Raw genomic sequence first — 12,417 nt, forward strand, 5'->3', positions numbered from 1 at the left:
TTTTTGGCCGTCGGTAGCGAAGCCGCAGTTCAACTGCTACATTGGGCGAAAATCAACCCACCGAGGTGTAGGCCATGACGTTCTCGGAACAGGAGATTAAACCCGTATGGGATGAAGTCGCGCGCCTGATCGGCGACAGCGTGATGCAGCTGCGCCATCGCGGCGAGGCGCTGTCGGTGGAAACGCTGGAGAAACATCTGGCGCGGCAGCTGGCCGAGAGCAACGACATCGAACGGCGTATCCTGCTCGGCGCCGCCATCAACATGCTGAAAGGCGGAAAATGAATCGCCAACCGAAAAGGTTGGCGATCCGACAGAAGCCCGAGGTATGCAAGCCCGGCCTTCTGCGCGCTACTATGTCACGCTAATATGACGTAATTAATAGGAATTGTCGGGTTTTTGCCCAAAATGCCCTATTTTTGTTGCCTGCCTTACGCCAACACGAAATCGCCGGCATCCAGCGGCTGCCCCACCACTTTCACCAGGAAATCGTTGCCGTCAAAGGCGCCGCCCAGGTTGATCGCCACATCGCTGACGTGATTTTGCGCATCGTAGCTCAGCTTCGCCTCGCCCGCCTTGCCGCTGAACTGATCGACGAAGCGGATGCCGTCGGCGCTGCCGGTGTTGAACAGCGTCAGATCGATCTTGTCCTCGCCGCGCACGAAGTCGCGGATCCAATCCGGCGCCGCCGCCGTCGACTCATCCGCCGCGAAGTAGACGAAGGTGTCCTTGCCGGCGCCGCCCCACAGCTGATCCGCCCCTTTGCCGCCGTACAACACATCATCGCCCGCGCCGCCCTTGAGCACGTTATCGGCGGCGTTCCCGACCAGCACATCGTTACCCGACCCGCCGATGGCGTTTTCAATCGTTACGCCCGCCGCGATCGACACGTTGCCTTTCAGGCCGCCGACGTCCGAGAACGCCTTTTCATTCAGGTTGATGCGCTGATTTTGGTCGAAGCCGGAGAAGTCGAAGGTGTCGTTGCCGCCGGCATCCCAGGCGGTGAAGATTATCTTGTCCTGCGCGCCGGTGGCGGTGAGGAAGTCGCGATCGGTGTTGGAATTGAAACCGTAAACCGTGTCGCCGGTGCGGGTGTTCATGTTGGCGCCGTAGAAATGCTGGATCGCCGTGATGTCATTGAGCAACGGTCCGGAAGAGTACGCGCCTTTAAAGTCCTGCCCGGTGTTGCTTTCGCTGAAATAGCTCATCAGGCTGTGGGCGCGGCTGTCTTCGAAGTAGGTCGCGTCTTTAGCGTAGGTGATGCTGACGCCCGGCGCGGCGTTATAGTCGCCCGGGTGCTGCAACCCCAGCGCATGACCGATCTCATGGGTGAAGGTCTGGCGGCCGTACTCGTTTTCATGGATCTGGTTGTTGACGAAGGTGTGGTTCTTGGCGTTATACCAGGTTTGACCGGCGACCGAAGGCGATGAATCCGGGTTATACGCAAAGGCATAGGAGCCGCGCGAGCTGTAATCGAACAGACCGAATTTGATGTTGGCGGCGGCGGTGTTGCTGGTCTCGGTGAAGGTAATGTTGGCCACGTCGGACCATGACTGCAGCGACAGTTTGGCCTGCTCGCGCTGTTCCGCGTTAAAGCTGCTGAAGCCGCTGATGCTCATGCTCGACATATTGCCCGGCGCCTTTTCCCAGAAGCTGTAGGTCAGGGAGACCGGCTTTTCGGTCACGCCCTTGTCGTGCCAACTGCGATCGCCGCGCACCAGTTCCAGGCCGGCATTCTCGAACGTTTTCGACGGATGAAGCACGGTAATGGTGTCGTCTACATCGGGTTTATAAGCGCCCAGCAGGGCTAATACGCCTTCGGCCTTAACGGAAGCATTGCTTGATGACATAACCTTATCTCCATATTCGTCAATTCAATCGGGGGGATGCCCCAACTGGCGGATTGCCTGAACGGCAGCGGCCCGGTGTTGAATCAATACGGGGATATCGGTAATGCGCTGGCGCCTTCCATCGGCACTCTGAATGAGAACGATAATCCCTTAAGAGAAGAGAATAGACACATTTTACCGAGAACAGATTTTTCTTATCAAAAGTGTGACAGGGATTTTCCGCCATGCGAATGATTTTCAAGGTAATAATCAGCATTATCACGATGTCGAAAAAAGTATAAAAAAACCGGGGCAATCCAACCCCGGCTATCCATAACACACTCTGGACTCAGACTAACCAACCGAGCAACAGCGTCGCGCCAATGACCGTGGAAGCGCCGCCGATGCGCGTAGCGATTTGGGCGAACGGCATCAGCCCCATGCGGTTGGACGCCGACAGGATCGCCACGTCGCCGGTGCCGCCCAGGCCGCTGTGACAGCAGGTGACGATCGCCGCTTCCACCGGGAACATCTTCAGGTAAGGCGCAATCAGGAAACTGACCAACCCCATCGACAGCACCACCGAGCCGCAGACCACCACATAGCCGACCGAAAACACCGCAACCACGCTTTCCAGCGGCACGTACAACATGCCCAGACCGATCATCAGCGGCCACACCAACGCGGTGGAGACGAACTTATAGAAACTGTGCGCGCCGGTCTCCATCGAAGCCGGGATCACCCGGCAGTATTTGCACAGCACCGCGAACAGGATCATCAGCACCGGGCCAGGGATATGCACGATATGCTCGAACAGGCCGCCGACGATAAAGAAGGCGCAGATCACCAGCAGCCCGCCGCCCATTAGTTGGAAATCGACGTTGCCGCTTTGTTCCTTGATGGCGAACATCGCGTTCTCCTGCGCCGAACGGATCAGCATGCCGTCGCCGCTCAGCGCCTTGCGCTGCATGCCGACGCGCGCCAGCACCCCGGCGGTCACGATGGCGAAGATATTACCCAGCACCGCCGCCGGCGCCAGCTGCGCGACGTAGACGTCCGGTGTCGATCCCAGGATCGCCGAATAGGCCAACGACAGCGGTAAAATGCCCTCGCCGATGCCGCCGCCGATGATCGGCACGATGATAAAGAAGAAGGTGTGATAGAAGGTGAAGCCGAACAGTTTCCCCACCAGCAGCCCGGTGATCACCGCCGTGACCGTGCCCACCACCAGCGGCACGAACATGCGAATCATCCCCTGGATCAGGATCACCCGGTTCATGCCGAGAATGCTGCCGACCACCAGACTGGCGATGACGAAATAAAGCAGGTTGGCGTCTTTCATCAGCAGATGGACGGTGCCCATGACGTTGGGCTGGAACACGTTGAAGTAGACCAGCACCGACGGCACCATCAAACACAGAATGGCCGGCCCGCCGATATCGCGCAGCACGGGAATGCTTTTACCCAACTGCGCCAACGCAAAGCCCAGCGTCATTATCACCGCCAGGCCGCCGATCATATTCTTCGGCAGGAAGTTGGCGTAGGCGGAAATCGCCACGATGGCGCAAATCGTGATAAACAACGCGATCGGCACCGCACCGATATCTATTTGACGAAGTTGATTAATTAATCCTGATGATTCGGACGATGCCGTATTTTTATCACAGGCTATTTTTGCATTTATCTGTTTCATTATTCACCCTGCTGACAAGCGTACAGTACGGTTAGATCCACCTGGCGCAACAATCCCGCCATAGCCAAGTGAAAACAACTAATTACAAAAATCCTATTGCGGATTTCGCTTTTTCTAATAAGAAATAAAACAGTAGACAGCACTGACAATATGATAAAAAATAAAAATGCAAAACTAAATTACGCTGAGGGAATTCAATATTGTGACCCTCCGCCAAGGTTGGTTTTAATTAATTATCGTCAGCATTTTGTAATTAAAGTAATCAGGCTTAAATTCGCTGCTATGCTATAGGAGGGCGAAAAAGCCCCCTGCTTTATTAATAAAGAACCGGAAACGCCATTAGCTGAATCCGGTCAGCTTGATCCGAACCTTAATCCTGCGCGCGGCACCGCACGGGAAAAAGGCATAATATGACTCATAAGGAAGTAGAATATGTCTTCACGCGCTGTTACCCCACAAACCCTCGCTCGCTACGGCATCCATCAGGCCGCCGACATCGTCTATAACCCCAGCTATGAATTGCTGTTCGCCGAAGAGACCCGCGCCGACCTGCCGCCGCTGGAACGCGGCACCCTCACCCAACTGGGTGCGGTCAACGTCGCGACCGGCGAATTTACCGGCCGTTCGCCGAAAGACAAATACATCGTGCGCGACGACACCACGCGCGACACCGTCTGGTGGTCCGACAACGGTACCGGCAAGAACGACAACCAGCCGCTGTCGCCGGAAGTCTGGCAGCATCTGAAGACGCTGGTGGGCAACCAGCTCTCCGGCAAGCGTCTGTTCGTGGTGGATGCCTTCTGCGGCGCCAACGCCGATACGCGCCTGAAGGTGCGCTTCATCACCGAGGTGGCCTGGCAGGCGCACTTCGTGAAAAACATGTTTATCCGCCCAAGCGACGCCGAGCTGGCGGACTTTGAGCCGGACTTCGTGGTGTTGAACGGCGCCAAATGCACCAACCCGGACTGGCAGCAGCAAGGGCTGCACTCGGAAAACTTCGTCGCTTTCAACCTGACCGAGCGCATGCAGCTGATCGGCGGCACCTGGTACGGCGGCGAGATGAAGAAAGGCCTGTTCTCGATCATGAACTATCTGCTGCCGCTGAAGGGCATCGCCTCGATGCACTGCTCGGCCAACGTCGGCGAGCAAGGCGACGTCGCGGTGTTCTTTGGCCTGTCAGGCACCGGCAAAACCACCCTCTCCACCGATCCGAAACGCCAGCTGATCGGCGATGACGAGCACGGCTGGGACGACGACGGCGTGTTCAACTTCGAAGGCGGCTGCTACGCCAAAACCATCAAGCTGTCGCCGCAGGCGGAGCCGGAAATCTATCAGGCGATCCGCCGCGATGCGCTGCTCGAAAACGTCACCGTGCGGGCCGACGGCAGCATCGACTTCGACGACGCCAGCAAAACCGAGAACACCCGCGTCTCTTACCCGATTTATCACATCGAGAACATCGTCAAACCGGTGTCCAAAGCCGGCCACGCGCGCAAGATCATCTTCCTGACCGCCGACGCCTTCGGCGTGCTGCCGCCGGTGTCGCGCCTGACGCCGGAGCAGACCCAATACCACTTCCTGTCCGGCTTCACCGCCAAGCTGGCCGGCACCGAGCGCGGCATCACCGCCCCGACGCCGACCTTCTCCGCCTGCTTCGGCGCCGCGTTCCTGACGCTGCACCCGACGCAATACGCTGAAGTGCTGGTGAAACGCATGGAGGCCGCCGGCGCCCAGGCTTACCTGGTCAACACCGGCTGGAACGGCAGCGGCAAGCGTATCTCGATCAAAGATACGCGCGGCATCATCGACGCCATCTTGAATGGCGACATTGAGCAGGCCGACACCTTCACGCTGCCGATCTTCGGGCTGGCAGTGCCGACCGCGCTGCCGGGCGTCGATCCGTCCATCCTCGATCCGCGCAAAACCTACGCCGACGAATCGCTGTGGCAGGAGAAAGCGCAGGATCTGGCGCAGCGCTTTATCGATAACTTCGCCAAATATACCGTCACCCAGGCGGGCGAAAAGCTGGTGAACGCCGGGCCGAAGCTGTAACGCAGACGTTTTGCATCCTGCTGTTTAAGGGCCGAACTTTCGGCCCTTTCTTGTTTTCATCCTTCCGCCAGCAAACCCGGCATCACCAGCGCCACTGCCGCCGCGATGCGCTCGTCGATCGCGCTGCCGGGCGGCAACAGCCCCAGCGTCATCTGCCGCAGCGGTTCGGCGATGGTCATCGCCAACAGCAGATCGCTGGTTTGCGCCCAGTCACGCTCACGCAGCCACCCGCACTGCTGCTGGCGCCGCAGCCAGTTCGCCACCGTCGCCCGTCCGCGCAGGATGCCGTTGCGCTGATAGCTGTCCAGCAGCGCCTCGCGCCCCGGAAACTCGCTTTGCAACAGCCGAAACATCCCCACCGCTTCGGCGCTCAATACCTGCTGCGCCACCGCCTTCAGCCCTTTTTCCAACAGCGGCGCCACCGCCTCCCACCGCCCGGCATCCTGGGCGAAGGCCGGCTGAAACGCCTCGGTCCAGCCGCTCACCGCCTGCGCCACCAGTTCGTCGCGATTGGCCGCAAAGCGATACAGGGTTTTTTTAGCCACCCCGGCGCGTTTCGCCACCGCATCCACCGTTGCCGCGGCATAGCCGCCGTCGAGCAACAGCGCCAGCGTCGCCTGCGCCAACGCGGCGCGCAGCGCCGTTTCCGGCGTGGCCGGCCGGCCGCGAGCACGCAGCGGTTCTTCATTCGGGTTCGCCATATTTATTCCTCACAAGCATTGACAGACTCAGCATAGCGGCATAGTTTTATTTTGGAAACACAATTCGTTTCCAAAATAAAACAGGAACCCATTATGACACATCCTTCCCTGCTGGCGCCGTGGGGCGTTAACGATATCAACGAGTTGCTCAAACCTGAACCGCTGCGGCTGGAGATGGGGCTGAGTCGCAGCGCCGACGGTTTGCTGACCGTCGCGGTCCGTACCGATCTGCACGGCTGCAAGGGGCGCATGCTGGACTGGTGGTTCACCTTCTTTGAGAACACGCAGCACATCAACTGGTGGCACCCGCACGATCACGTCGAACATCGCGGCTGGGACCGCCATTGGAAAAAAGGGGAAAGCTACGTCGGCGCCAGCATCGAAGCGGTCGAATGGCTGGCGGAGCTGCCACCGGTCGCGGCGCGCCTCAAATTCCACGCCGCCGAGGACTTCTTCGCGCCGCAACCGCTGCGCCAGGCGCGTGACGCGCAGGCGCTCTCCGCCGCCGTGTGCGCGCGCATCGGCTTCGGCGACCAGGTGGCGTTGGATGACAACGGCGATCCCTGCGACGGCGAAATGCTGCATCTGGCGCGCGATACGCCCTACGGGTGCGTGCTGCGCAGCCGTTTTCTGTTGGGTAAAGCCTGCGCCAACGCCCACGACGAACTGTCGGACGACATCGGGTTTAACCTGATGCGCCACTGCTACAACGAGTTCAGCTATCTGGCGCAGTTCCTGCCGTCGCTGTACTACGCCGAAAACGGCCGCGAGCCGGCGCCGTTGCTCTGGTGAATCGCGCCTCACAGTTCCCGCTGAAATCAATTGATTGTTTTGTCGTATAAATTTAGAACTGACGAACAATAAATCAAAAGTATGGGAACGGGGATGAATCAACAGACTCTCGACGCGCGCCGCTCGCGTCAGGCGTTGCTGGCCGGCTCGGTCGGCAACTTTATCGAATGGTACGAGTTCGGGGTGTACGGGTTCCTGGCCACCGTTATCGCCGCCAATTTTTTCACGCTGCAGGGTGAAAATGAAATCACCAGCCTGATCCTCACCTACGCCGCCTTCGCGCTGGCGTTTTTCTGCCGGCCGATCGGCGCGGTGATCTTCGGCCGCATCGGCGATCGCATCGGCCGTCGTCCGACGCTGATTGCGGTCCTGCTGCTGATGACGCTGGCGACGGCGTTGATCGGCGTCATGCCGACCTATGCCTCGATCGGCGTCGCCGCCCCGCTGCTGCTGACGCTGCTGCGTATGTTCCAGGGGCTGTTCGCCGGCGGCGAATTCGGCGGCGCCGTGTCGCTGATGACCGAGTTCGCCCCAAAGGGCAAGCGCGGGCTGTTCGGCGCCTGGCAATCGCTGACCGTCGCGCTCGGCCTGTTGGCCGGCGCCGGGCTGGTGGCGCTGCTGGCTGCGCTGCTGAGCGTGCAGCAGTTGCATGACTGGGGCTGGCGCATTCCCTTCCTGCTGGCGCTGCCGATGGGCGCCGTGGCGCTGTGGCTGCGGCTCAAGCTTGAGGAAACGCCGACGTTTACCCAGGCGCAGCACGCCGCGGAGCACACCGCCGCGCCGCCGGAAGCGAAGCTGGGCGGCGTGGTGAAAACCATTCTGGTCGGCATCGGCCGCATGATGGGCTGGTCGGCCGCCGGCTATACCTTCCTGGTGGTGATGCCTTCCTATTTGCAAACCTCGCTGCACGCCACCTTCCAACAGGCGCTGGTGGCGACGGTGCTGGCCAACGTCGGTTTCGCCCTGACCATCCTGCCGGCGGGCATCATCAGCGACAGGCTGGGACGAAAAACGGTGATGCTGACAGCCGTGGCGGCGGTGATCCTGTTCACCTTCCCGCTGCTGCACCTGTTGCAGGATGCGCAGAGCTCACTGTGGATCAAAGGGCTGGCAGTCATGATCGCCGGCGCCGTGGTCGGCCTGCTGGCCGGTCCCGGCCCGGCGATGCTGGCGGAGATGTTCCCGACCCGGGTGCGCTATACCGGCCTGGGGCTGGCTTACTCGCTGTCCAATGCGGTGTTTTCCGGCTCGGCCGGGCTGATTATCACCGGCCTCATCAAACAGACCGGCAATATCGACATTCCCGCCTACTATGTGGTCGCCACGTCGGTGGTCAGCCTGTTTGCGCTGATGACGCTGCGCCGCGACGATCATCTGCGCTCGCTGAACGAACGTTAATCCTCCGGGGGCGCATCGCCCCCATTCCAACTAGTGATAATGATCACAACGCAAGAATGTTAACGTTAACTTTTGTGATTAACATCGCATGAGTGATAACTGACAGCTTCATCCATCCGCGAGTTAACGTTAACAATAGAGCTAACTTCACTCACCGGGGCCCTACCCATGAACCGCGAAACTAAAAAATATTACGTGCTGCTCAGCGGCCTGCTGTTCTTCTTTTTCTTCACCTGGTCTTCCAGCTTTTCGCTGATCTCGCTATGGCTGAATCAAAAGATCGGGCTGAAAGGCGCCGAGACCGGCCTGATCTTCTCCGCCATCTCGCTGGTGGCGCTGTGCGCACAGCCGTTGTACGGCTTTATTCAGGACAAACTTGGGCTGCGCAAACACCTGCTGCAGTTTCTCGGCGTGATGCTGCTGCTGACCGGCCCGTTCTTTATCTACGTTTATGCCCCGCTGCTGGCGAGCAGCCTGCCGCTCGGCGCTTTGGTCGGCGGGGTGTTCATCGGCGCGACCTTCTTCGCCGGCATCGGCGCGCTGGAGTCTTATACCGAGCGCGTCAGCCGCATCAGCGGTTTCGAGTTCGGCCGCGCCCGCATGTGGGGCTCGCTCGGCTGGGCCAGCGCCACCTTTGTGGCCGGTTTTATCTTCAATATCAACCCGAACATCAATTTCTGGCTGGCCTCCGCCGCCGCCGTGGTGTTCCTGTTGCTGCTCAGTCAGGTGCGCGAGCTGAAGCCGAACGCCATGGCCGGCCTGGCGTTCGGCAAACCGGAGAACCTGCGGCTGCAGGACGCGCTGGCGCTGCTGCGCATGCCGGGCTTCTGGGCGCTGGTAGTGTTTGTGCTGGGGATCAGCGTATACAACGTTTTCGATCAGCAATTTTCTGTCTACTTCGCTTCACAGTTCGCTTCTCGCGCACAGGGCAACGAGATGTACGGTTTTCTCAACTCGCTGCAGGTCTTCCTCGAAGCCGGCGGCATGTTCCTGGCCCCGCTGCTGGTGAACCGCATCGGCGCCAAGCAGGGGCTGTTGCTGGCGGGCAGCGTGATGGCGCTGCGCATGTTCGGTTCCGGGTTGGTCAGCGGCGCCCTGATGATCTCCGCCATGAAACTGCTGCACGCCGTAGAATTGCCAATCCTGCTGATCGCTATCTTCAAATACATCGCCAGCCGCTTCGACAGCCGACTCTCCTCCACGCTGTACCTGGTAGGCTTCCAGTTCATCACCCAGGTGATGGCCAGCTTCCTGTCGCCGCTGGCGGGCTACGGTTATGACCGCATCGGCTTTGCCGACACCTATCTGCTGATGGGCTGCGCGGTCGCCGTCACCACGCTTGTCTCCTGTTTCTTGCTGCGCGGCGAACGCTCCGCCACGGCAACGCCCTTTCCATCCGCCATTAAATCAAGTGAGTCTGTCCAATGAACACTGCTTTAGCTCAAGCCGACCATGCGGTCGAAGCCCTGCGCGCAGAGCGCCGAGACGATTATTATCCGCAGTTCCATCTCGCACCGGCCGCCGGCTGGATCAACGATCCCAACGGCCTGATCTGTATTGACGGCGTCTATCATGCGTTCTTCCAACATCATCCCCATAGCGAGCACTGGGGGCCCATGCACTGGGGGCATGCGACCAGCCGCGATCTGATACGCTGGCAGCACCAACCCATCGCCCTGGCGCCCGATGCGCCCTATGACAAAGACGGTTGTTTTTCCGGCTGCGCCGTGGATGACAACGGCGTGCTGACGCTGCTTTACACCGGCCATGTGTGGTTGGGCGAACCCGGTGACGACAGCCAGGTGCGGGAAGTGCAATGTCTGGCCACCAGCGAAGACGGCATACGCTTCGTCAAGCACGGGCCGGTACTGGCCCCGCCGGACGGCATTCAGCATTTTCGCGATCCGAAAGTCTGGCGCGAAAACGGCGAATGGTGGCTGGTGGTCGGCGCCAAAGAAAACGGCCTGGGCCAGGTGCGCCTGTACCGCTCTGCCGACCTGCGCGCCTGGCGCTTCGATCGGGTGCTGGCCGGCGCGCAAACGGCGCATCAGGGCTATATGTGGGAATGCCCGGATTTCTTTCAGCTGGGGGAGCAACACCTGCTGCTGTTTTCGCCGCAGGGGCTGGCGGCGCAGGGCTACCGCTACCGCAATCGCTTCCAGAGCGGCTATCTGCTCGGCCATTGGCGGCCGGACGGCGACTTTACGGTAACGCAGCCCTTCTGCGAGCTGGATGCCGGCCACGATTTCTATGCGCCGCAGACCTTCACCGCCGCCGACGGCCGTCGGCTGCTGTTTGCCTGGATGGATATGTGGGAATCACCGATGCCCAGCAAAGCGCACCGCTGGGCCGGCGCCCTCACCCTGCCACGCGAGCTGACGCTGGCCGCCGACGGCAGCGTCCGCATGAATCCGGCTCGTGAACTGGCGGCGTTGCGCCGAGGATCGCAGACGTTGTCGGCGCAGACGCTGACCAATCAGCATCTGCCGCTGACGAACGATATGCAGGAGCTCATCCTGACGTTGAGACCGGCCGACAGCGACGCCGAGCGGTACGGTCTGGCCATTGGGAGTGCGGCGCGGCTGTTCGTCGACAATCAGTCACACCGATTGGTGCTGGAGCGTTTTAATGAACACCCGGCGCTGTGCACCTGCCGCAGTGTGCCGCTGCCGGAGGGTGACATTCTGTCGCTGCGGATCTTTATCGATCGCTCCTCACTGGAGATCTTCGTTAATCAGGGGCAGGCCTGCCTGACCAGCCGCATCTATCCGACGGCGGGCGATCGCCGCCTCAGCCTGTTCGCCGAAGGCGGCCAGGCGCTGTTCGAGCCCATCACGGGATGGCAGTTGGCAAGCATCTGGGGGTAATGGGAATGAGCACCGGGCGCGCAGCGATGCCCCCGGTGCGCTTACAGCGAACCACGTTCCAGCAGCGGGCAAGGCACTTTCACCGTATCACGCTGTTCCCGCCGCTCAATCACATGCAGCGCCGCAAGGCGACCCAGTTCATAATGCGGCAGCTGCACCGTCGTCAATGCAGGCAGGAACAGCTCGCCGGTGCCGACCATATTGTCGTAGCCCAGCACCGCCACCTGCTGCGGTATCCGCCAACCTTGCGCCAGCAATACCTGATACGCCAGAAACGCTATCCGATCGTTCCCACACACCACGACATCGCAATCGCGCCGGCCGGCGGAAAAATGCCGCTCCAGCAACGCTACGCAGTCGCGATAGCTTTGATCGCCGGCGCTCAGATCGAGATGATACTGCCGCAGCTGTTCAACATCGCGCCCCGCTTCGCGCCAGGCGCGTTCCAGACCGCGGCGGCGCAGCCCCGCCGCCAGCGTATCCGCCGGTAAATGAATGCACAAAGGCGCGCGATAGCCTTTGGCGATCAGCGTGCGCGTCGCGTCATACTGCCCTTGCTCATCATCAGGAATGTAGCTGGCGATCGAATGCGCCGGGCTGACGCAGTTGGCCAACACCAGCTTTTTGTCCAGCAGTTTGGCCGGCAGCGTCACCTCACGCAGCCCCATCGTGGTGAAGATCACCCCATCCGGCCGATGCGCCAGCAGCAGATCGACGGTCTGTTCGGCGTTGTCGTCGGCGAACAGGTTGACGACGAAGCTGTTCCAGCCGCGCTCGCGCGCGGTTTTCTCAATCGACAGGATCATTTCCACCGAGAACGGCGTCGTGGCGGTATCCAGCGCCAGCACGCCGAGCGTCTGCACGCGATTTCCGTCACCGCGAATACGCCGCGCCGACAGATCCGGCACATAGTCCAACCGATCGATAGCCTGTTTGACGCGGCGGTAGGTTTCCGGCCGCAGCTTGCCGGGATCATTGATGGCGCGGGACACCGTCATCAACGAGACTCCGGCAAGTTTTGCGACGTCTTTCAGCGAAGCCATGCGCCCTTCTTTATGATTAATGGGAAAAAGTGAATAATCCCAT

The 12,417-nt window shown here is 60.4% G+C and carries 10 protein-coding genes; 6 read left to right on the plus strand and 4 right to left on the minus strand.

The annotated features are described in order from the left end of the window. The first annotated feature begins 74 nt into the window (after positions 1 to 74). Positions 75 to 284: a hypothetical protein gene (locus tag ITX55_RS03610; protein WP_033642834.1), complete on the plus strand. Its 210-nt coding sequence runs from the start codon at positions 75 to 77 to the stop codon at positions 282 to 284. Positions 285 to 430: 146 nt separating this feature from the next. Here ITX55_RS03610 and ITX55_RS03615 read toward each other — a convergent pair whose 3' ends face one another. Then, on the minus strand, positions 431 to 1,849 hold the full coding sequence (locus tag ITX55_RS03615; protein ID WP_108680581.1) for a serralysin family metalloprotease: 1,419 nt from the start codon (positions 1,847 to 1,849) through the stop codon (positions 431 to 433). Between the two features lie 328 nt (positions 1,850 to 2,177). Next, positions 2,178 to 3,521: a 2-hydroxycarboxylate transporter family protein gene (locus tag ITX55_RS03620; protein ID WP_223084808.1), complete on the minus strand. Its 1,344-nt coding sequence runs from the start codon at positions 3,519 to 3,521 to the stop codon at positions 2,178 to 2,180. Positions 3,522 to 3,953: 432 nt separating this feature from the next. Here ITX55_RS03620 and pckA point away from each other — a divergent pair, with 432 nt between their 5' ends. Then, positions 3,954 to 5,573: a phosphoenolpyruvate carboxykinase (ATP) gene (gene pckA / locus ITX55_RS03625; RefSeq protein WP_033642831.1), complete on the plus strand. Its 1,620-nt coding sequence runs from the start codon at positions 3,954 to 3,956 to the stop codon at positions 5,571 to 5,573. A gap of 56 nt (positions 5,574 to 5,629) precedes the next feature. On the opposite strand, the gene ITX55_RS03630 is transcribed toward pckA, so the two are convergent. After that, positions 5,630 to 6,274 carry a TetR/AcrR family transcriptional regulator gene (locus ITX55_RS03630; RefSeq protein WP_108680579.1) on the minus strand — a complete coding sequence of 215 codons (645 nt, stop codon included), beginning with the start codon at positions 6,272 to 6,274 and terminating at the stop codon, positions 5,630 to 5,632. A 93-nt stretch (positions 6,275 to 6,367) separates the two neighbouring features. Between ITX55_RS03630 and ITX55_RS03635 the strand changes: the two genes are divergently transcribed. The 4 genes from ITX55_RS03635 (at position 6,368) to ITX55_RS03650 (ending at position 11,331) form a co-directional block, all read left to right on the plus strand. Further along, positions 6,368 to 7,066: a DAPG hydrolase family protein gene (locus tag ITX55_RS03635; RefSeq protein ID WP_025302572.1), complete on the plus strand. Its 699-nt coding sequence runs from the start codon at positions 6,368 to 6,370 to the stop codon at positions 7,064 to 7,066. A gap of 93 nt (positions 7,067 to 7,159) precedes the next feature. Then, on the plus strand, positions 7,160 to 8,464 hold the full coding sequence (locus tag ITX55_RS03640) for an MFS transporter (protein ID WP_042784313.1): 1,305 nt from the start codon (positions 7,160 to 7,162) through the stop codon (positions 8,462 to 8,464). A 168-nt stretch (positions 8,465 to 8,632) separates the two neighbouring features. Then, positions 8,633 to 9,892: an MFS transporter gene (locus ITX55_RS03645; RefSeq protein ID WP_042784312.1), complete on the plus strand. Its 1,260-nt coding sequence runs from the start codon at positions 8,633 to 8,635 to the stop codon at positions 9,890 to 9,892. Next, positions 9,889 to 11,331, plus strand: a complete 1,443-nt coding sequence (locus tag ITX55_RS03650; protein WP_108680577.1) for a glycoside hydrolase family 32 protein — start codon at positions 9,889 to 9,891, stop codon at positions 11,329 to 11,331. Before ITX55_RS03645 ends, ITX55_RS03650 begins: the two co-directional genes overlap by 4 nt. A 41-nt stretch (positions 11,332 to 11,372) precedes the next feature. Here ITX55_RS03650 and ITX55_RS03655 read toward each other — a convergent pair whose 3' ends face one another. Next, the gene (locus ITX55_RS03655) at positions 11,373 to 12,374 is read right to left on the minus strand and encodes a LacI family DNA-binding transcriptional regulator (RefSeq protein WP_033652100.1); all 1,002 of its coding nucleotides are present in this window, start codon (positions 12,372 to 12,374) and stop codon (positions 11,373 to 11,375) included. Between the last annotated feature and the right edge of the window lie 43 nt (positions 12,375 to 12,417).

It is taken from the genome of Serratia sp. EWG9, assembly GCF_019913725.1.
GTDB lineage: Bacteria > Pseudomonadota > Gammaproteobacteria > Enterobacterales > Enterobacteriaceae > Serratia > Serratia ureilytica.